Source organism: Alloscardovia omnicolens DSM 21503 (assembly GCF_000420505.1).
GTDB lineage: Bacteria > Actinomycetota > Actinomycetes > Actinomycetales > Bifidobacteriaceae > Alloscardovia > Alloscardovia omnicolens.
Map to the genome: position 1 here is coordinate 98,806 of NZ_ATVB01000003.1, position 22,273 is coordinate 121,078.

16 protein-coding genes are annotated in these 22,273 nt (G+C 47.3%); 3 read left to right on the forward strand and 13 right to left on the reverse strand.

Going from position 1 to position 22,273, the window contains the following annotated elements:
* Positions 1–24: 24 nt before the first annotated feature.
* The 3 genes from G464_RS09615 to rpoZ form a co-directional block, all read right to left on the reverse strand.
* Entirely contained in the window at positions 25–2,484 is a 2,460-nt protein-coding gene (locus tag G464_RS09615) for a primosomal protein N' family DNA-binding protein (protein WP_022856554.1), read from the reverse strand.
* Positions 2,485–2,496: 12 nt separating this feature from the next.
* Positions 2,497–3,753 carry a methionine adenosyltransferase gene (gene metK, locus G464_RS0102210; protein ID WP_022856555.1) on the reverse strand — a complete coding sequence of 419 codons (1,257 nt, stop codon included), beginning with the start codon at positions 3,751–3,753 and terminating at the stop codon, positions 2,497–2,499.
* A gap of 271 nt (positions 3,754–4,024) precedes the next feature.
* Positions 4,025–4,294: a DNA-directed RNA polymerase subunit omega gene (gene rpoZ / locus G464_RS0102215; RefSeq protein ID WP_018143087.1), complete on the reverse strand. Its 270-nt coding sequence runs from the start codon at positions 4,292–4,294 to the stop codon at positions 4,025–4,027.
* A gap of 408 nt (positions 4,295–4,702) precedes the next feature.
* On the opposite strand from rpoZ, the gene ilvD reads away from it, so the two are divergent.
* Complete coding sequence (ilvD, locus tag G464_RS0102220) at positions 4,703–6,562, forward strand: dihydroxy-acid dehydratase (RefSeq protein WP_026472541.1); 1,860 nt, start codon at positions 4,703–4,705, stop codon at positions 6,560–6,562.
* Positions 6,563–6,598: 36 nt separating this feature from the next.
* Here ilvD and G464_RS0102225 read toward each other — a convergent pair whose 3' ends face one another.
* From G464_RS0102225 to gmk, 8 genes are all read right to left on the reverse strand, one after another.
* On the reverse strand, positions 6,599–7,543 hold the full coding sequence (locus G464_RS0102225) for a DUF6788 family protein (protein ID WP_022856557.1): 945 nt from the start codon (positions 7,541–7,543) through the stop codon (positions 6,599–6,601).
* Positions 7,544–7,571: 28 nt separating this feature from the next.
* The gene (locus tag G464_RS0102230; RefSeq protein ID WP_022856558.1) at positions 7,572–8,627 is read right to left on the reverse strand and encodes an NAD-dependent epimerase/dehydratase family protein; all 1,056 of its coding nucleotides are present in this window, start codon (positions 8,625–8,627) and stop codon (positions 7,572–7,574) included.
* Positions 8,628–8,715: 88 nt separating this feature from the next.
* Positions 8,716–9,672, reverse strand: coding sequence for a ribokinase (locus G464_RS0102235; RefSeq protein WP_022856559.1), 957 nt, complete (start codon positions 9,670–9,672; stop codon positions 8,716–8,718).
* Positions 9,673–9,806: 134 nt separating this feature from the next.
* Positions 9,807–10,748 carry a uridine-preferring nucleoside hydrolase UriH gene (uriH, locus tag G464_RS0102240; RefSeq protein ID WP_022856560.1) on the reverse strand — a complete coding sequence of 314 codons (942 nt, stop codon included), beginning with the start codon at positions 10,746–10,748 and terminating at the stop codon, positions 9,807–9,809.
* A 673-nt stretch (positions 10,749–11,421) separates the two neighbouring features.
* The gene (locus G464_RS08585) at positions 11,422–12,531 is read right to left on the reverse strand and encodes a LacI family DNA-binding transcriptional regulator (protein ID WP_022856561.1); all 1,110 of its coding nucleotides are present in this window, start codon (positions 12,529–12,531) and stop codon (positions 11,422–11,424) included.
* A gap of 94 nt (positions 12,532–12,625) precedes the next feature.
* The gene (locus G464_RS08590; RefSeq protein WP_022856562.1) at positions 12,626–14,203 is read right to left on the reverse strand and encodes a L,D-transpeptidase; all 1,578 of its coding nucleotides are present in this window, start codon (positions 14,201–14,203) and stop codon (positions 12,626–12,628) included.
* 157 nt (positions 14,204–14,360) lie between these two features.
* Positions 14,361–14,912 carry a flavin reductase family protein gene (locus G464_RS0102255; protein ID WP_022856563.1) on the reverse strand — a complete coding sequence of 184 codons (552 nt, stop codon included), beginning with the start codon at positions 14,910–14,912 and terminating at the stop codon, positions 14,361–14,363.
* A 12-nt stretch (positions 14,913–14,924) separates the two neighbouring features.
* Positions 14,925–15,515, reverse strand: coding sequence for a guanylate kinase (gene gmk / locus G464_RS0102260; RefSeq protein WP_022856564.1), 591 nt, complete (start codon positions 15,513–15,515; stop codon positions 14,925–14,927).
* Positions 15,516–15,754: 239 nt separating this feature from the next.
* Here gmk and G464_RS09620 point away from each other — a divergent pair, with 239 nt between their 5' ends.
* Both G464_RS09620 and G464_RS0102270 read left to right on the forward strand, forming a co-directional pair.
* The gene (locus tag G464_RS09620) at positions 15,755–16,240 is read left to right on the forward strand and encodes a hypothetical protein (protein WP_022856565.1); all 486 of its coding nucleotides are present in this window, start codon (positions 15,755–15,757) and stop codon (positions 16,238–16,240) included.
* On the forward strand, positions 16,227–17,492 hold the full coding sequence (locus G464_RS0102270) for an MFS transporter (protein ID WP_022856566.1): 1,266 nt from the start codon (positions 16,227–16,229) through the stop codon (positions 17,490–17,492). Before G464_RS09620 ends, G464_RS0102270 begins: the two co-directional genes overlap by 14 nt.
* 136 nt (positions 17,493–17,628) lie before the next feature.
* Here the strand turns inward: G464_RS0102270 and carB are convergent, their stop codons facing one another.
* Both carB and carA read right to left on the reverse strand, forming a co-directional pair.
* Entirely contained in the window at positions 17,629–21,000 is a 3,372-nt protein-coding gene (gene carB / locus G464_RS0102275) for a carbamoyl-phosphate synthase large subunit (RefSeq protein WP_022856567.1), read from the reverse strand.
* A 29-nt stretch (positions 21,001–21,029) separates the two neighbouring features.
* Positions 21,030–22,265 (reverse strand): glutamine-hydrolyzing carbamoyl-phosphate synthase small subunit, encoded by a 1,236-nt coding sequence (carA, locus tag G464_RS0102280; RefSeq protein WP_022856568.1) that lies wholly within the window; start codon positions 22,263–22,265, stop codon positions 21,030–21,032.
* Positions 22,266–22,273 lie beyond the last annotated feature (8 nt).

Sequence of the window (22,273 nt, forward strand, 5' to 3'; positions counted from 1 at the left end):
TAGGTTGTTTTAGTATCAGTTGTCCTAGAGTAAGCTCTTGGGGTTCACATGAACGTGTAGTTCGGCGGCATAACGTGTGGCACTATGCTGAGCCTGAGCGCGATGAACGCTGCGTACCAAGGTAGATAGTGTATCACGCTTGACACGAATAACGCATTGCACACGCTCATAGGTTTCGTCCATATACTGCTGTTTCAGATGGGCGGGCGCAGGTTTAGATACTGGTCCAAGGATAGCAGGAAGTTCACCTTCAGGTGTGCTGATAGTAGCAAATTCAGGATGTTCAGCTAACACTGTTTCTACGAGAGTGGTTACGCTATGTTTTTCGCCCCAGACCACCACGGCAGCAACGCTTGGAGGTAAAGCTGTTTGTTCAGCATCAGCCAGTTCGCGTTGAAGAAGCGCGCGATAATCCCCCGTCATTAAACTTTGAGCAATAACAGGTTCTGCTTCGCCCAAAATAAGAACTTGACCACCTTGAGCATGAGGCACGCTCATAGCTGCGATTTCGCTCCACACCGTAAGAGTATCAATGCGCTGGTCGAGTGAAGTGCCATACAAACTCGTCCATGCGTCAACGAGGGCAACGCATTGGTAGCCCGATTGTTGATTGGATGTGTGGTGTGCTTGTGGTGTTGATTGTGGTGTTGGTTGCGCGCTGTTTCGGTCGCTGTCTTGCGCGTTTTGCTTGTCTTTTGCGCTGGCTTGCCCGTTTTCTTGCGCACGCACGATAGGTTCTGCACCTGCCGTAGCAATAACAAGAGAAGGCTTATTACTTATCTCTTCCACCACGCCGCGCGCCAAATGAGGTGAAGACATAATCACAGGTACACCAGGAATCAGGGTGGATAATTCCATCGCTGTGCCTTCTGTTCCTACGTTAAGTATGCGCATACGCGATGAACCGCAATGACGGCAGCTCCATGATTCTGCGACGTGATTGCACCAGCCACAGTGTGGTGGGGTGTGAGATACATTTTGTGGAGGAAGATTCTGAGGGAGTTTATTTTGTGGGCGCAGATTCTGAGAGGGCGTGCCCTGTGAAGGCACTGGTTGTGAAGGCATTTGCTGTGAAGACGCTGACTGTGAAGGCACGAGGGGCCCCATGCAACGTCTACACTGTGCTCCTTTACGGCATTGTGCACAGCACACAACTGATGCACGCGAGCGCGCAGGTAAGGAAAACAAAACAGGGCCTTTACTTGCAGCATCGCGTAGCGCGCGAACAGCCACAGAAGGAACTCGCGCTCCCACTGCTGGATCTGCTAAACGTTCCAGTTCCGCCCTGTTGAGATGGCGAACCCACGCACTGCGATTTTTGATGACTGTGGGCAAGCCATGAACTTCAATAACGCTGCGTTCATGATGGCTTGCTTGCCATTGATTTTCACGGCTGCGCACATATCCTGCACTGATGACTATGCCTTTGTTGCGTTGCGCTCTTATGCGTAAGACATCAGCCACATTAGGATACGGGGTAAAACCATCCCAGTTCTGGTAAACCTGATCATGGAAAGAGATATACACCGCATTATGACCTGCGGGAGCATACATTGTGGCTCGTGTACCGACGATGATGTTTACCAGTCCGTCAGCCACAGCTCGATACGCGCGGTACCTTTCTGCTGCCGATAATGAGGCATTTAATATGGCGAAATCTCCGATCCATTGCCCCAACGCATTGTCTCGGGAAAATTGTTTGAAACCCACACTGCGTAGACGCTGAACCATGTGCTGAACATGACGCATGTCTGGTAGAACCATTACCACGGTTCGACCTTGGAGGCGGGCGGCGCTAGTAATCCAAGCGAGGTCGTAGGTCCACTGTCCGACTCCGGCGATTACATCCCATATCACGTGAGACGATGTGGTGTGCATGCTCAGAGCATGAGTAACGTCGTTGATGCCGGAATATAAGCCTGCTAACTGGCTAGCTGCCTGAGCAGCAAAATCCTGTACTCTATCAGATACCGGCTGCTCAGAATCATGAGAGAGTGCGCGTAAAGAGGGAGCTAATTCTTTTTCTACTTTAGCGACGCGAGGAGGAACCGCTAACCGCACAATATTGGCGCGGCTGCCACCAAAATACTCAGCAATCCCATCAATATCTGCGCGCATCGCCGCGCCCACATGAACACCGCCGCCCAGCACACGCTCAATCGTTTTAAGCGCCGAACGAGGAGCATTGCTGGAATCAGCGCGCTCCCACACAACGCCCGTGCAGTGTTGATGTCCAAAGCGAGCTCGAATCAGCGCTCCAGGCACAGCAGTTTCGGAGAACTTTTCCGGAATAACATAGTCAAATAGTTTGCCTAAATGCGGAGTTTGAATATCTAAAACAACGCGCGCAATAGGCTGATGCGCAGCTGGTTTATTGTCTGCTTCAGCTTTTTCACGGGCTTTTTGAGCAGACTTGCTGACGCGCTTACGCACAGCCAAGCCATCTAAAGCTGGCTGATGCATACTGCGCGTATCTTCGCTCATCTGCTCTATCCCCTATCTTTTCTCTACTGCTGCACGTAAATCTGCTGCTTTATCAGTGTTTTCCCAACTGAATTCAGGGCGACCGAAATGACCATACGCAGCAGTTTTCCCATAAATCGGAGCGAGTAATCCTAACTCATCAATAATCGCAGCCGGACGCAAATCAAACACACGTGTCACGGCCTTCTCAATCGCCGAACGGGTGATGCCCTCGCTCTGCGTACCAAAAGTATTCACATAAATGGATACAGGATCTGCCACTCCAATCGCATACGCTACCTGCACTTCAACACGATGCGCTAAACCTGCAGCCACAATATTCTTTGCAACCCATCGAGCTGCATACGCTGCGCTGCGGTCTACCTTGCTTGGATCTTTACCAGAGAAAGCTCCACCGCCATGATGACCTGCTCCACCATAAGTATCCACAATAATTTTGCGGCCCGTCAAACCCGCATCAGCAGCTGGGCCACCCATAACGAAAGAACCCGTAGGATTCACAAGCAGCTTATAGGAATCATAGGCCACTGCATTGCCGCACACTTGTGCAAGAACTGGCTCTACCACCTGTTCACGCACTACATCGCGAATCCATTCTTGCGTAACATCAGGGTCATGCTGCGTGGATACTACCACTGTATCTACATACAAAGGCTTGTTTTCGCTATCGTAGGCAATGGTCACCTGAGTTTTGCCATCAGGACGCAAATGAGGCACTTTGCCGCTATGACGAACAGCCGCCAGATGAGACGCCAGTTTATGTGCTACAACAATCGGCAAAGGCATGAGTTCTGGGGTTTCATCGGCGGCATAGCCAAACATCAAACCCTGATCGCCTGCCCCCTGCAGTTCATAGCGCTGCTGAGCGCTGCGCACCTTACCCAAGCCTGCTGCTTGTGCACGCACATGCGAGCTGACTCCCTGATTAATTTCTGCAGACTGCTCCACAATGGACTCCATAATGCCCACCAAAGATGCGTCTAAGCCAATTCGAGAATCGGTGTAGCCAATACGTTCAAGCACTCCACGCGCAACAGAAGAAACGTTGATGTGCGCGGTTGACGACACCTCACCAAAAATAACGAACTGTCCGGCTGTTGCGCATGTTTCCACAGCCACATGTGAATGAGGATCAGCAGCCATATACGCATCCAAAATAGCGTCCGAAATCTGATCGCACACTTTATCTGGGTGACCTTCAGTTACCGATTCAGAGGTAAACAGATGTACGTCTGTGTTTACCGTTGACTTTGCTTGTTCTGCTGCCATCGTTTATCCTTCATTACTTTGACTATGGTAGTTACGTTCTACATGTGCGATATCCCTCATATGAGCAGATGAGAGATACGAGCAGATGAACCAATTGGCTGAGGAGAAGCCTGAGCTGCTCTGTATGCCACGCACCAAGTCGCTCGCTCACCGCTACTGAATTCACCGCTGCTCACTCACACCCGCTCATTCACCGCTTCATGAAAAAACCCGCGCCAGCAGCTCTTGTGGCGCTGAACGCGGGGTATGCGCGGTTAAAACCAACGACTATTTACTCGTCTTCACCCAAAGTCTCTTCGAGCAATCCTTCGTTAATCTCACGGAAAGCAATAGACAATGGCTTTTCCTGATTCTGGTACTCAACCAAAGGACCCACATTCTGAAGCAAGCCTTCATTCAGCTGAGTAAAGTAAGAGTTAATCTGGCGAGCGCGGCGAGCTGCAAACATTGCTAATGCATACTTGGAATCCGCATGCTCCATAAGCTCATCCAATGGAGGATTTACAAGTCCCTGTGGTTCAGGGTTAGTTCCCAGTGCCATTTTTCTCCCATACATACAGTGGTCTTTTTAGTCTTTCCTAGTGTACTCATACCTCGGTATAAAACAAAGGCACGGCTGCCAGTTATTACTTCATTTCTGCCGTAGCATTCACAGCTGAGCGTAGCCGTACGTGGTACAGCTTTTACCAAGCCTGATTTAAGCACTAAAACAACTTTACGACGTACACTTGCGGTTAGCTATGAAAGATAAAGCTCGAACAGCCCTCGCTGCGCACACACCAACGACATCCTCACCCACTCCACCACGCACTTCGACCAACGCCAGCCGTGTCACGCACCAGTCCCCAGCGTGAACATACACAACCACGCTCAGCCCCACCCCACCCCAACTTTCCACAACGTGAACGCGGCATGCTCAAAACTACCCCAGCTATTACTATTAAGCAGTATGAAAATGAGATCAGCAACAATTATGAACGGCAGAATGTTCGCTGGCGCGCGCGCTTTATTCCGTGCTGCCGGCGTGGATGAAAAAGATTTCGGTAAGCCTATTATCGCCGTAGCAAACTCCTTCTCCGAGTTTGTTCCAGGTCACGTGCATTTGAATAAAGTAGGTCGTATCGTATCCGAGGCTATTAAGCAGGCTGGCGGTATTCCTCGCGAGTTCAATACTATTGCTGTGGATGATGGTATTGCAATGGGTCACACGGGTATGCTGTATTCCCTTCCAAGCCGCGATATTATTGCCGACGCTGTTGAGTATTCCGTCAACGCTCACTGTGCTGATGCTTTGATTTGTATTTCCAATTGCGACAAGATTAGCCCAGGCATGCTTATGGCTGCTTTACGTCTGAATATTCCAACAATTTTCGTGTCGGGCGGCCCAATGGAGTCGGGTATCACTACTCTGTCCGATGGCACCACAAAGAGCACTGATTTAATTGATGTTATGTATGCTTCTGCAGATGATAACGTTTCTGATGAAGATCTGCTCGAATATGAACGTACTGCTTGCCCAACTTGTGGCTCGTGTGCAGGTATGTTCACTGCTAATTCCATGAACTGCTTGATGGAAGCACTCGGTTTAGCTCTTCCTGGTAACGGCACCACTTTGGCCGATCACGCCGCTCGTACAGCTTTATTTGAGAAAGCGGGGGCTAAGATTGTTGATTTAGCTAACCGTTACTATCACGAGGATGACACTTCTGTTCTTCCTCGCAATATCGTAACCAAGCATGCCTTCGAGAACGCTATGACCATGGATGTGGCTATGGGCGGTTCTACGAATACTGTTCTGCACATTTTGGCTGCTGCTCAAAGCGCAGACGTTGATTTTACGCTCGAAGATATTGAGCGCATCTCCCACACGGTTCCTTGCATCTGCAAAGCCAGCCCATCGGGTCCGTGGGAAATTTCCGACGTTCACCGCGCCGGCGGCATCACCCGTATTTTGGGCGAGCTTGACCGCGGTGGTAAGTTACACCGCGACGTTCATTCGGTTGATTACCCAAGTTTGGAAGCAAAACTTGCTGACTGGGATATTCGCCGCGATACCGCTACTGAGGAAGCACTTGATTTGTTTACCGCAGCTCCGGGAGGTCATCGCACTGCTGAAGGTATGAGCCAAAACGCTCGTTTCGATGATTTAGACCGCGATTATATTAACGGTGCTGTTCACGATATTGAACATCCGTCCGTCACTGAAGGCGGTTTAGCTGTTCTGCGCGGAAATATTGCTCCTGATGGTTGCGTAGTAAAAACTGCAGGCGTTGATCCTTCGATTTGGAAGTTCAGCGGTGAGGCTTTGGTTGTGGAGTCTCAAGAACAGGCTGTGGAAGTTATTTTGAACGACACCTTAAAGCCTGGTCAGGCCCTGATTATTCGTTACGAAGGACCGAAGGGTGGTCCAGGCATGCAGGAAATGCTCTACCCTACTTCCTTCGTAAAGGGTAAGGGCATCGGCAAGCAGGTTGCACTGCTTACCGACGGACGTTATTCTGGTGGTTCCTCTGGTTTGTCGATTGGTCATATTGCTCCAGAAGCAGCTGCTGGCGGCCCTATTGCTTTGGTGGAAAATGGTGACACTATTGTTATCGATATTCCAAACCGTACGATTAACGTAGATGTTCCAGATGAGGTTCTGGCTCAGCGTCGCGAAGCCATCGAAAATGGTTATGGTTATCGTCCACACCGTGACCGTCAGGTTTCGCTGGCTTTGAAGGCGTACGCTGCTTTTGCACGTTCTGCCGATAAGGGAGCTACGCGAGATCCAGAGCTGATTAATCAGCTGGCTCACCAAGCCGACTAAACGTTAATGGAGGATTCTTTCGGGAATCCTCCTTTTTTATGCATCCATTCTTCTCCAACAATGCGTACGCATAAAAGCTCGAATAGCTTCCTCATTCGTCCCCTCGTAATAACGAACAAGCAATTCTTTGAACTCAGATACTTTGTTTTCGGGGACAACCAGCAAACCGGATCCTCGTGTGATGAGGAATTGACTAGCGAAGAGCACAGCAGCACGCTTATTACCATCATTGAATATCTGAGTTTTCATCACATACAAACACAGATCTATAGCAATCTCAACGTCCGCTTTGTTCTGTAAGAGCAGCTTTCCCACATCATCACGCACATCAGGTTCATATGGAATTGGCGGTCGATAGCTTGTTCCTCCAATAGCAACGGGAACGCCCCGCACCATACCGCCGTTGCGATAAAAACCTTCATTTACTAACTGCGCAATGTGGCTGAGTGTATCGAAATGAGGACCATACGAAACCACACCATCATCGAGAATAAACTCCCACGCATGTTTAAGATTCAAGATCTTATTCACATCCGAAGCAGATACGCCCGAGACAATTCCATTGTCGATAATATCTTCCGTTTGAGGAAAAGTAGTACCCACTCCTTCGAGCACAGCTTGATCGTAAATGCTTGTCTTTACATTTATGCGAGCAAAATCAATATTCATGCGCACACGAGCAGAGATTTCTTTATCTTCGTACCCCAAGCGGGCAAGCTCACGTTCTGCAGCACGAATATTCTTCTTTAATTCACGAGCCTGCTTGCTATATCGTAGCAGTTCTTGGAACAACTCTTCGGAATACTTCTCCACATAGGACGAGGTAAGTTTGCCTGCTTCACGCTTGCGCATATAAATGTAGCGACCACTGGCTGTTTCTTTAATCTCAGGAGTGCCCTCATAGGGCATGAGTTTTAAGCGTGCCTGTAAATCCGCACGTTGTTGAAGCAACTCTTGAATACGAATGTAGTCTTCGCTCACCAGCACTCCTTTTAGGGAACATTTTTATCTATTTTACCAGAAGTTGTTCCCTAAAATTAATGACGTCATCACACCATTGATTGAATTCAGGATTGAGTTGCTGGCACTCTTCATGTGACAATACGTACTCAACTGTTCGCTTCATACCTTCAGCAAAGGAAATCTGCGGATTGAATTCAGGAACGAGTTTCTTTATTTTCGAGTTGTCGAATTTGACTGTATACGTTTTGTCGCCCAGCAGCTCCCCTTCGAAATCATAACCAGCACGCACACCCAACTCAGCGAGAGTATAAGAACTCACATGCACAGCCTTGAGCTCAACACCTAACAAATCAGCTAAAGTCTGGAAAATCTCATTCCATGTAATCGACTCGTCACTCGTAATCTGGAAAGCTTCGCCGATGGCTTCTTCCTTGCCGAGCAGCCCAACGTAGCCAACAGCAAAGTCGCGACTATCGGTCATCGTCCACCATGTTGTGCCATCGCCATGAATCAACACTGGTTTCCCACGCAACATGCGGTCGAGAACCTGGTAACTTCCCTTATGCCCATTCAAACCTAACGGCACTTTCCTCTCGTTATACGTATGACTTGGGCGCACAATCGTTACTGGAAAACCGTCCTCGCGGTAACGTTCCATCAAGAAGTTCTCGCAGTCAATCTTATTGCGCGAGTACTGCCAGAACGGATTAATCAGCGGCGTCTCTTCTGTAATAAAACCTGCAGGCACAGGCTTGCAATACGCGGAAGCTGAGCCAGTATACACATACTGAAGGCAGCGATCCTTAAAAAGTTCATAATCGCGCTCAACTTGCCAGCGCTCATAGCCAACAAATTGACACACCGCGTCAAAAATAACTCCGGGAGCTGCCTCATCCAGCGCGTCTTTTAAGCTCTCTATATCACCGTTGATATCCGCCTGAATATACAGTGGCGCATCGCCCAAAACATCGGACAAGCCGGTGCGGTTGAGCACATACAGTTCGTGACCTTCGCGCAGCAGTTTCTTAGAAATTTCTGTACTAATCGTGCCCGTGCCACCAATCATGCAAATCTTCATCGCTTCATCCTTACTCGACAACATCGTCCTTAAAGATTATAAGCAAAAACTCTCGCCCGCGGCGTCTTTGGCCACGAGCGAGAGTTACTGTATATGAGACCTCTGAGAGAAATTAGAGAGAAAAGGTCTCATAAATCTGTTGAGCGGTTCCGTATGATGCCTGGGCACCATAACCGCAGGCTGCATAAGCCGCCACATAAGCCGCCAAGCGAGCGCTATCTGCCAGAGAGAGGTCGCTAGCCAAACCAGCGAGTACGGTTCCCATGTAAGAGTCACCGCAACCGGTGGTATCGACTGCATCAACGCGCACACCGTCGACGCGTTCAATCGTCTCACCATCGATAACGCAGGAGCCTAAAGCGCCCAAAGTAATAATCGCGCGGTCGAATCCGAGCTTGTGCAGAGCCTGACCAATCGCAGACCAATCAGCACTGACCCACTCAATATCTGGATCCAAGCCGATAATCTGCGCAACCTCATGCTCGTTGGCCAAGAGTATATCGACGTTCTCAATCAACTCAACTGGAAGATGTGCCATAAATGGCGAATCGTTGAGCAGAACGGTCATTCCTGCTTCTCGAGCGGTGCGTGCCGCTTCAATCACCGCATCCATAGGAGATTCGAGGCACAGCCCCAGCACACTGTAGCTGGTGAGCTCTGCAACGTGCGAGCGCACATAATCCACGGTGAGCTTGTGATTCGCACCTGGAGAATACACAATCGTGTTTTCGCCATCGCTCTCAGCCACAGTAATAACGGTAGTGCCGGACGGACCGTCCATGCGAGCGATGTGTTCAGTACGCACACCTGCGCCAGCGAGCTTGGACGCCAAAAAATCAGCATTCGTATCGGTTCCCAAAGCACCGAACATACCCACCTGAGCACCCAGCAGAGCTGCCGTTGCCGCCTGATTCGACGACTTACCACCTGGCAAAATCTCCAGCTGACCACCCGCCACGGTCTCCCCTGGCTGTGGCAGACGCTGCGTGCGCACAGTATAATCAGCGTTCATCGAACCCAAAACGGCTACACGACCGTTCAAATGATGTAAAGAGTCAAGCACTGTCATGCGTTTTACGCTCCGAATCTGTGTCGTAAAAAGGATTGAAAGAAATGTCGAGGAAACCGGCAGTCATGCGAGCACACATATAAACACCCACAACCCATGCACTGCATGCTGCCGGCAACCTCAAGTCTTGTTGATTAGCCGATGCGCTTAATTGCGTCTTCCACCAAATCCCAGAACTTGTCGAAGTCTAACTTCGTAGCCACCTGAGTGTGGCATTCATCTTCTGAAGGCTCTGGCCCGCGCAAATCTGCTACGGTCATACCCACAGTTAATGTACCTGCAAGCTCCACATCTACAGGGCAACGGCGCGTCTGCACAATCGATGGATCAATGAGGTATGCAATCGTGCATGGATCGTGCACTGGAGGATCTACGAAGTCCTGATTTTCACTGTATGCCTTGCGGAAGAAGTCCATAAGACCAGAGACGAACATGGCCAGGTCGGAGCCAACAGATTCAATCTGCTTCTGCACAGCAGGTGTGCACAGCGCCTGATGCGTCAAATCCAAGCCGACCATGGTAACCTTCCATGGCTCGTTAAACACAATGTGCGCCGCTTCTGGATCAACCATAATATTGAATTCTGCAACCGAGCTCCAGTTACCCACATGGTAACCGCCGCCCATGAGCACAACTTCCTTCACGCGCTCAACAATGCGTGGCTCCATACGCACGGCCATAGCAATATTAGTGAGAGGACCAGTTGGAACAAGTGTTACTGTGCCAGGCTCTTCAGACATAAGAGTGTCAATAATGAATTGAACTGCACTCTTGTCTTCGAGCGGACGGCTTGGCGCAGGAAGTTCTACGCCATCAAGACCAGTTTCGCCGTGGATTGTTGCCGCTGCCTGAGCGTCGCGCAAAATCGGACGATTAGCGCCGCGATATACAGGAACATCTGTTGCGTGCGCTTTTTCGAGGACTGCACGTGCGTTATATGTAACTTTATCGAGGCTCTGATTGCCACCTACAGTAGTTACGCCCAGTAAATCAATGTTTGGGTTTCCTGCAGCCAACAAAATTGCCACAGCGTCGTCATGACCAGGATCGCAATCTAAGATAATTTTTGTAGACATCGAAGTCTCCTTTGAATTCGTTACTTTTGTCTTTTCTTATTTCTCGTATTTTGTATTTTATATTTCTTGGTTAAGCGTTTAACCACTGATATAAAAGATAGCAAGCTTTTATGATTTTGGAAAATACTCCACCGCTCGCGCGTGTCGCACATTAAGAACACAACTACGCTGAGCACTCTGCTTTTACTGGTTGGTTTTATCAGCTGAATCTTAACTAAGTAAATGCGTCATATGTAGAGCGCTCTCTGCTACACCAAGCCCCGATACATACCTCGATGCGTGAAGATTGTCAACGCACCGCGCACACAACGATTGCACCCACACGCCTTAGAACCTTGGACTCAGAAACCGCCAATCTCAGGGCAATTCCACTCCAAAATTCTTGAGAATCTGAGGAACCGCAATCAGCGGAACATAGACTGTTAACAGACCGCACCGCGCGCAGAAAAACATCGTTGAACGCAGCTCAACGATGTAAGAACTGATATATCTGCATGCAGCGCATATAGCAGAAATCTGTCCGACCTCGTATGCGACTCATGCATCCGTTATGCCATCTTGATGCGAAAAATGGTATAACGGACACATATATAAAATTTGCGCCTACGAAGCCACCAGCACAGAGAACCTACAACGTGAACCTAACACCGAGACCCCAGCTCTCTGTCAGAACTCACACCTTGGCTACGCTATACCCTTCACTTAATTCAGGCTTCAAAAGCACCACATTGCCCTGACCTGAATCAACATAAGCCGCATCCAACATCATCTCGCAACTGCGTTTCGCCAACTGTTCAACATCCTGACGAATAGTTGTCAGCTCAAAATCTAATCCGAAAGCACCCATCACATCGTCATAGCCAATCAAAGATATATCTGCTGGCACAGCATAGCCTTGTTCTCTTGCTCGGCGAAGGAAACCCACAGCTATCAGATCATTTCCACAAAATACAGCGCTCACACCCGCATGAAGCAGGTTATCAGCAAAATTGTATCCTTGAGCCAAGCTGAAACCGCTATCAATAATCCAATCATCCTGTGGAACAATATTATGAGCAGCAAGTTCATCGAGGAAAGCTTCAAAACGTGCGGAATGATCCACGCTATTATCCGCAGTAATTTCCACGCTATTATCCGCAGTATTGTTCCCACTGTCCAACGCATGTCGTTTCACAGGGCCAATCACACCGATTTTCGTATGCCCAGAACGAATCAAATGCTGAGCAGCTAAACGTCCTCCTACGCTGTGATCGTATGCCAATGCGCGCCATTTTCTATCCGCCACACCTTGGTTTATTTGCTCAGGAATACGGTCAATAAAAACAACCGGAACATGCGTGGACGCGAGTTCATCAAGTAGCTGAGCATTATACTCAGCTGTTCCAAAAGTTGGCACAATAAAAAGACCGTCAATACCCAACTGAGTAACGCGGCTAATGGCACTGGACTGCTCGTTCACATCTTCACTGGTATCAACGATGAGCAAAGAATAGCCTTGACGTCGGCATTCATTTTCCATATGTTTAGCCAAAGAAGCAAAGAAGAGATTCTCAATATCGGGAATAATCAAAGCTAACAGACTTGAGGATTGTGTTGCCAAACTGCGAGCGGTTTGGTTAGGAAGATAGTGCATATCTTCTGCGATGGAACGAATCAAATCGCGCGTTTCCTCAGTGAAACGGTTAGGTTTATTATTCAAAACCAAAGAAACAGCAGTGGACGAAACTCCCGCTTTACGAGCAATATCTTTGAGCGTAGCCCTCTTTGGCTGCACATTTTTCATAACATCCCTCCAAAAGTCACATCTTGTAGAAGAGTAACACAAAGGTGGTGAATATTCTTCAATATTCACCACCTGAAGGTTTTCTCAGAAGAGTTTAGCGAACTGGACCTGTTGGCTGACTACCCACTACCTGAACAAGAGTTCCTTGAGGACAGTTCTCGTAAATCCACTTGGAATCCTGCTCATACATGTTAATGCAGCCGTGAGAACCATGGCCTGCTGAATCTCCTGACGCAATACCACCATAATTCCATGTTGCAGTATGGAAGCCTTCACCGCCGTTATAGTAGCTAACCCATTTCACGCCCTTAGACAGATAGCGAGAACCATCATCATTCAAACCAGTCATATCTTGGGTTGCATACTTGAGGTAGATAAAGAAGTTACCGTTATCTGACTCATTGCCACCGTTTTTACCCGAGCAAATAGGGAAACTGCGCACAAGCTCATCGTTACGGTATGCATAAGCCATTTGAGTGCTTTTATCTACAACAATGCGCATCTCAGACTTGGTCTGTTTTGTTTCAAACTTCGTAATAGTAGATTCAACCTGCGTGCTTGCGCCCTCGCCCTTTGTAAGAGCGTCGTAGAGCGTATTAACAACAGCATCCGTCCGACCAATTGTTACGCCATTGGCACCTTTAACCTTGGTGAGAAGAACCTTGCCGGAGCCATCAACAACATCTTCTTGATCTACTTTAGCCTGATTGAGTTGTTCAGGAAGAGTAGAACTTATATAGTCGCTCACCTTCTGTTTATCGTATTGAAGTTTGATTGTTCCCTGAGCAGGATCGGCATCTACAGTAATCCACTGAGCAATCTGATCTGCTGGGATTTGGAAGTTTTTACCGTCGCCATTAGAAACAACATACTGAGCAGATACTCGCGCGTTAGCTTGGTCTGCAGCTTGCTGAGCAGATTCTACAGAGATTGGCATGCTCACGTTTTTATAAGAAATTTTCACGCTGCTCGGGTGACCAGGCTCTTTAACAAGCTTATTAACTTGTGTGAGAACCTGTGTATTTTCAGGCATTTTACCGCTCTTACCAGTTACAACAGAGTAAGACTTTGATTCAGAATCAAAAGCAATGGTAGAACCGACAGCACGATTATCTTCATTAACGAAGCTTTTGGCTAAATACTGACTCGTAGCGTACTTATCGACCTTCGCATTCAATGGCACATTATAATGAATAAAAGGATTAACCTTCGCAAAAATATTATCGTTTTTAGCAGTCAACAGATTTTTTACAGTCTGATTCACATTTACTGCTACGCCTAAGTCTTTCAGGTTTGCCTTAACGCTCTTGCCATTATCATCAGAAACAGTTACGGAGGAACGAGCCACCGCATTGCTTACAGTTACTCTAAGCTGCTGAGCATTTTGACCCGCAACACTCACACTACCAAATTCAACTCCTAAAGGAGCCTTGTCTTGGTAATACCAACGCGCACCGAAGAACCAACCGATAAGGGAGAGAAGAAGAACAGCAAGCACTGCTCCACTAGACCACAATGCAATGCGTGTACGTCGAGATAAGCCTTGTTTCCCTGATGGGTTGTTAGGCATCTGCTCAGCGTCAACTAATGGATTATTTATCACCATTGTATCTTCGCTTAACTCCCCACCGGCGGCATTGAACATAGCGTCGTCATGTGAAGCGATCGTCATACAAAATCCCTTCTCTTCATTTCCTCCTTCTAAGAATATTCCGATATCATGACGCTGAGGAGGAAAAATATCTCTGAGCGCAATCTGTTGTGTCGTATTTTCACTAATTCATGCAAAAAGTGAGCAATATCACATACTCTCACCCCTGCGAGAATCATTACTTCATATAGTTACCCATACGTACACGCCCATGCTGTGTAAATTTATAAGCACATTCTGCTTCGTCACCTGCAAAAAGCACGGGAGCATAATCATCAATCTGTAACGTGCCATCATCCTTGAGCAGGCTATCGTCAATCCATCTCTGCTTAATAGCGGCGAAGATATGATGCACGTTATCCATTTTTTCAATTTTCTTCACCGTGCATTCGAAGATAATCGGAAAATCGGTAAGAAGTGGCGCATTAATCATGCTCGCAGTTTGCGCGTTCAGATCCAAGCGTGACAGTTTATCTTCCTCATGCCACCAGCCAGCAGATTCTACGGAAGTCATAACAGGTTCAGCTGCCACATTGACGGTGAATTCACCATACTTTTCAATCTGCTGAGCCGCTCGACTATCGGAGCTTACTCCCAGCACAATATTATTGCGCAAAGAATATGTAGAGCTGTTCGTCGTTATATTGTAGCCGTAATCGTCATCTTTATAACCAAGAACCACGACAGGATAACCGAGATAAAATTTTCCCGTATTAAATTCAACGAGCATAAGCTACTCCCCTTAAGCAGTCTTTCCCATAGCTTGCTCAAAAACAGACCATAATTGCTCAGCTGCACGCTCTACTTCATCATTAACAATGACTATATCGAACTCATTTTGTAGCTCAAGCTCATGACGTGCAGTAGTCAAACGTCGCTGCTGCTGTTCCGCGGTTTCCGTGCCGCGTCCTTTTAATCGAGCTACAAGTTCCTCAAAACTAGGAGGAGCAAGGAAAACAAATATAGGATTCAATCCTACTTCTGCAGCACGTTCGCGCACTTTATGCACACCTTGCACATCAATTTCCAACATAGACGGGATACCCGCTGCTAAATGTTCTTTTACAGGAGCAGCAGGCGTTCCATAATGATGCACACCATGCACTACTGCTGTTTCTAGGAATTCACCGCGCGCTTCTTTATCTAAAAATTCTTGCTCGGTCATAAAGAAGTAGTTCACACCATCTACTTCACCAGGTCGAGGATCGCGCGTGGTCGCAGAGACACTCAACCAAATCTCAGGATGGTCTTCAAACAGTTTAGCTTCTACTGTTCCTTTACCCACTGCCGTAGGGCCAGCTAATACAACAAGGCGATGCGTTTGTTCAGTCATGGATTTTACTATACCCTCAACCCTCATTTTCAGCGAGAGGACAGAATATTAATACATACAATCTCACTATATAAAACGCATAATAAAAACACAATAATGAGCTTATTGTCTATACTGATGTTAGAAAAGTTAACATCAGTATGATTGAAAGGAAGTGAACTATGAGCAAGCAAGGTGGAATCAATCCTCGACCACTGCCTCCAAAACAATAAGTAAAGCCAAACTAGGAAAGAACAAACATGCCTTCTTCTGAAGAAATGTTTGACGAATATGTGAGAACAAGTGCAGCATATTGTGCTGATTTATTCAGAACAGCAGAGCTCTTCTTTAGAGCCAATGTTGCACTTGAATCCACTATCGTTGACGAAAATACATCACACTGTGGAACTGTTGAAGAAATACGTAAGATATTTATACACTGTCGAGAGATTACCTCTTCGACAATCACTTCTTTAGCTACTTTTAAAAGGTGCCACACAGCATTACCCGAGCAACTTGACATAGATTTTTCATATCAAGAACAATTACTTGCTAGCATAGTTGACTCTCTTAATCGTATTGTTAATTTGTTTGATTCCGTTAGTGATTTCGAGAATTTACAGAATCAGATTTGGGACGATGATAATTTTACGAATGAATTTACGAAAACTGCTCAATCTATATCTCATGCAATACTCTGGCAATGCAGTTTTGCACGTAAGGCAAATCTAGATGAACTTTCTTAACCATTTTCGTGGATACTACCGCCTTGCAGCAAGTGATTTTCTCTCTAACTACGCCACTACAGTTGCGGCTACCACTATTAAGCTCTGGCTTGTTAACTCTTTATTAGCTGGTGTACAGGAGTCAAGCAAATACCTGACTATTTATTTAATGCTCAGCGCTATCAGTGAACTTATTACTGGTTTATTTTCCGGAACCGTAGCTGAACATTACGGAGTATTGCATACCACTATGAGCGCATGCTTACTGCGTATGGGAGCAGGTATAGGCGTTATAGTTGTTATCGTCTGGTCGCAACCATCAGCGCATACATATGCTAATCTTCTTTTTTGGATAGTCTCTCTTTTGGTTATGTTCACTACCGCCTGTGATACTTTCTATTTCCCAGCCATCAGTTCTTTTGTTAATCGCATTACTGAGTCCAAGAAGCTTACTCGGGTTCTGTCTCTTCTGCGTTTTAGCAGTCTTATGGGAACTTTAATTGGTCCAGCTGTTGCCGGTTTAGCAGGTAGCACTCAGCTCTATATACCTATTCTGCTTACAGAAACACTTGCTCTCTTATTAACTGTAGTTCTTATCTGGCGGATCTCGAAGACGGCGGGCTACAGGCATATATATGAGAACACATCGTCAACATTACCTGAATTGTTCACTAACTGGCGTCAGGGCATAAAAACTTTTGCTGCAAATCGCACGTACCGTTTGCTTTTCCCTTTTGCTGTGGTTGAAGCGGTAGCAAATTCAGGTTTGGGTTTTGCAATTATCTTTTACTTCACTACGCAACTGCATGATATACAAAGCTATGGTTGGTATTTAAGCGCACTATCAGCAGGATACGCTATCAGTTATCTGATTGCTCCTCAGTGTTCACACATATTTAGTTTTGCTCAGCTTCTGACTGCATCACATATATTGATTACTGTATGTTTATGCTCTCTTGCTGTTACTCGTATTGGTGTTATAGCGGTTTTCTGGGGATTTCTTTTCGCTTTTTCCCAAGCGATTATTAGTCCTGCTTTTCAATCTATTTTTATTCAGTCGGTTGACCAAAGTCTTGTTGCCCAAGTTATGTCTGTATTTATTTCTGTAGTAGCAGCGATTGGAGCTATAAGTTATCCTGCATGGGATTGGATGTATACAGTAACCGGTAATAATGCCACCGTACTTATTATATGCGCCTCAGGATTGCACGGGTTCTTAGTTCTTCTATGCGCTTTTCTCTATCCACAATTAAAGAGCATTCGCACTGCGTAGAAGAGAAAAGGGACTATTCATTTCACTATTGGGAAAACTCTGCAGTCACTCAGATGAGTTTTGAACATTCTTCTTAGGTATAATAAAGATTGCCTCACTGTACAACCAGTGAGGCAATCTTTATTATGCTTTCTTCTTATGCTTTATCTAGCTCATGCAAACGCTGTGCATGCTCTTGAATAGAAGCAATATCGTAATCAGCAGTCTTTACCGCTTCAATAGCAATCAAAGCAGCGAGGAATTCCGTAGCCGTTGTGAACTGAGGCAAATCAGCAGCAATTGCAGCTGCACGGATTGAATAACCATCTGAACGCGAGCTACGAGAGCTTGGCGTATTCAAAATTAAATCAATCTTTCCTTCTTCAATCAGCTGAACAACGTTCTTTCCAGTGCTTCCTGGCACGCGCTCCTGCTGCATATCATCGCTATCATTAACGCGAGTAAGCTTGTCAACCACCTGCACATCCATGCCGTAACGACGCAAAACAGAAGCTGTTCCTTCTGTTGCCAGCAGCTTAAAGCCGAGCTCCAATAAACGGGCAGCCATCAAAGGTAACTGTCGTTTATCTGTATCGTTCACAGAAATAAACACATTACCGCCTGTTGGCAATCCTGTGTCGTAGGCTGCAATCTGGCTCTTCGCAAAAGCGTGTGGGAAATCGCGGTCGAAGCCCATAACTTCACCAGTAGAACGCATTTCTGGCCCCAAAATAACGTCAACTGTTTTACCAGCTTCAGTGCGGAAGCGCTTAAATGGTAATACTGCTTCCTTAACTGCTACTGGCTGCCCTGGGCGAATATCTCCGCCATCGCCTTCTGGCAAAAGCAACCCGAGCTTACGAGAGTCAGCGATTGTTTCGCCTGCCATAATACGAGCAGCAGCTTTAGCTAAGGCTGTTCCTGTTGCCTTAGATGCGAATGGCACAGTTCGCGAAGCACGAGGGTTAGCCTCAATCACATATAAGGTGTTGCTCATAAAAGCAAACTGCACATTAATCAAACCGCGCACACCCACACCTTCAGCAATAGCCAAAGTTGCTTCACGCAAGCGCTTAATCTGTGAATCAGACAGTGTGTTTGGAGGAAGGGTGCAAGCCGCGTCACCAGAATGCACGCCGGCTTCTTCAATATGCTCCATAATGCCGCCCACATACAGCTCATGACCGTCATAGAGAGCATCAACATCAACTTCAATCGCGTCAGACAAGAACTTGTCAATAAGCAAAGGCGATGGCAGACGACCGGAGACCACGCGGTCTGCTTGCGCTTCCTTAAGAGCACGGTTTACATACTCCTTAAGCTGCGAGTCTTCGAAAACAATCTCCATACCGCGGCCGCCCAAAACATAAGATGGGCGCACAAGCACTGGATAACCGATGGAATGAGCAGCTTGCAAAGCCTCATCGAAAGACAAAGCTGTGCCATAGCGAGGAGCGTTCAAGCCCTTTCCATCCAAAACTTCACCGAAAAGCTCACGGTTTTCAGCCAAATCAATAGCCTCTGGAGTAGTACCCAAAATTGGAACACCGGCAGCCTTCAATCGAGCGGCAAGCGACAACGGAGTTTGTCCACCAAGCTGCACAATCACGCCCTTAACAGGACCTTGCTTGAGTTCAGCATGGTAGATTTCAAGCACATCTTCGAAGGTTAATGGTTCGAAGTAAAGACGATCAGAAATATCGTAATCAGTAGATACTGTTTCAGGATTGCAATTGACCATAATGGTGTCGTAATCCTTGCCCAGCTCCTGAACAGCATGCACACAGGTGTAGTCAAATTCAATACCCTGACCAATTCGGTTTGGACCAGAGCCGAGAATAATAACTGCTTCACGTTCACGCTTCTTCAGCTCAGTTTCCTGAGCGTATGTGGAGTAATAGTATGGCGTCACAGCATCGAATTCTGCAGCGCAAGTATCTACTGTTTTGTAAACCGGGCGAATACCGTAGTTCTTACGCAATTCGCGCACAACATCTTCGCCAGTATCTCCCATGCCACGCAAGTGGGAAATCTGAACATCAGACAAACCTGCTTTCTTAGCAGTGCGTAACAGTTCTGGACTTAATGCTTCAGCAGCTTTCACGTCCATAGCAATTGCGTTAATCTGCATAAGCTGATCAATAAACCATGGATCAATCTTCGTTGCATCAAAAATCTGCTCTAAGGTAGCTCCACCCCAGATAGCGCGCATAAGCTGCAAATAGCGGTGCTCTGTCGGAACACTAATAGCGCTCAACAGTTCTGCTATCTCTTCTTGGCTAGGAACTTCGCCATCCCAGCTAAAGGTTGCGTGACGCTTATCGATGGAGCGCATTGCTTTACCCAAGGATTCTTGGAAGTTTCCAGCCAGAGCCATAGCCTCGCCCACAGACTTCATGGATGTGGTTAAGGTATCGTCTGCACCTGGGAACTTTTCAAAAGCAAAACGAGGAATCTTGGTAACCACGTAGTCAATGGTTGGTTCGAAGCATGCAGGAGTAGACTGCGTAATATCGTTACGAATTTCGTCGAGAGTATAGCCCAAAGCAAGCTTGGCAGCAATCTTTGCAATAGGGTAACCCGTTGCCTTCGACGCCAATGCGGAGGAACGAGATACACGTGGATTCATTTCAATAACCACAATGCGTCCGTTGCGTGGGTTCACAGCGAACTGAATATTACATCCACCTGTATCTACGCCCACACCGCGGATAATAGCAATACCAATATCACGCAGCTTCTGATACTCACGGTCGGTGAGGGTAAATACTGGCGCTACGGTAATCGAATCGCCTGTATGCACGCCCACTGGGTCTACGTTTTCGATTGGGCAGACCACAACCACGTTATCGTTGCGGTCGCGCATCAGCTCGAGCTCATATTCCTTCCAACCTTCCAAGCCTTCTTCGATAAGCACTTCGTTAGTTGGAGAATAGTGCAAACCTGCGCCTGCAATACGATGCAAGTCTTCGAGGTTGCGCGCAATACCGGAGCCCAAACCACCCATGGTAAAGCTTGGACGCACAACAACTGGGTAACCCAGTTCCTCGTTTACAATGCGTTCTACTTCTTCCATAGAATGGGCAATAAAGGAGCGAGCAGAGTCTCCCCCAGCTTCCGTAACCACCTGCTTAAAGAGCTCGCGGTCTTCACCACGGTCGATTGCTTCCAAGGATGCGCCAATAAGTTCAACATTATATTTCTCGAGAACGCCTGCCTGGCCTAAAGCAATAGCAGCGTTCAATGCTGTTTGACCGCCCAAAGTAGGCAGCAGTGCGTCTGGGCGTTCCTTCGCAATAATGCGCTCCAAAATAGGAACCGACAGCGGCTCAATGTAGGTAGCATCAGCCATTTCTGGGTCAGTCATGATTGTTGCTGGGTTCGAGTTCACCAAAATAACGCGAACGCCTTCTTCTCGCAGAACGCGACATGCCTGAGTACCGGAATAATCAAACTCTGCAGCCTGACCGATCACAATAGGACCAGAACCGATAACCATAACGGATGTAATGTCTGTGCGCTTTGGCATGGATTTTCCTCTCTATCGTTTCGACTGTCTTAGTTCTGCTTGTTCTGCGCGTGGCGAGCGCGAGCGTTCTTCATCTGCTCGACGAAACGGTCGAACAAGTAACCTGCATCGTGTGGACCAGCTGCTGCTTCTGGATGATACTGTACCGAGAAAGCAGGAATGTCCAGACACTGCAAGCCTTCCACCACGTTATCATTAAGATCGATATGGCTTACTTGCACTCGACCGTAGTGACCGTTACCGAACGGGCTTGGAACTGGATTGCCTTGAGGAGCGTCTACAGCAAAACCGTGATTATGTGCGGTTACTTCCACTTTTCCTGTGGTGAGATCTTGTACTGGCTGATTAACACCGCGATGACCGAACTTGAGCTTATACGTGCCGAAACCAAGAGCACGACCAAGAAGCTGATTACCAAAGCAGATACCGAAGAATGGAATATTAGCGTCGAGGACCTTACGCAATTGTTCAACCTCGAAATCAGCTGTGGCAGGGTCGCCAGGGCCGTTGGAGAAGAAAACGCCATCTGGGTTAAGAGCCGCAATGTCTTCGAAGCTGGAGTTCGCTGGCAATACATGTACGCAGCAGCCTCGCTCAGCCATGCGATATGGGCTCATAGCTTTAACACCCAAGTCTAAGGAGACTACGGTATACAGCGGATCCTTGCCTTCGAACTCGCCTTGAGGTTCAACTACATATGTGCTGTCTGTTGATACTTCTTGAGAGAGATTAGCGCCGCTCATTAGTGGAGAGCTTTTTACGACGTCTAGTAAATCTTCGACGCGTTTTAAGCGTCCTGTTTCATCTACCAGAGCCTGACCAGAGAAAATACCTGCACGCATAACACCTGCAGAGCGCAAGTGACGTACCAGTTTGCGCGTATCAATATCTGCGATACCTACAATGCCGTAGGTGTTCAAATCGGCATCCAAACTGCGCTGTGCACGCCAATTAGAAATATGGGTAGCAGGATCTCGAACTACGTATCCTGCTACCCATATTTTGGAAGACTCAACGTCTTCATCATTTACACCGGTATTGCCAATATGCGGGAATGTTTGCACCACAATCTGACGAGCATATGACGGATCAGTCAATGTTTCCTGATAACCCGTCATAGCGGTGGAGAAAACAATTTCACCCGTGGTGACGCCCTGCGCACCATATGGGCTTCCCACATATACGTTTCCATCTTCAAGCACCAATACGGCATTGTGGATGGAATAGATATCTGGACTAATAGTGGCCGAATCTTGGCTGTTCACACATGCCT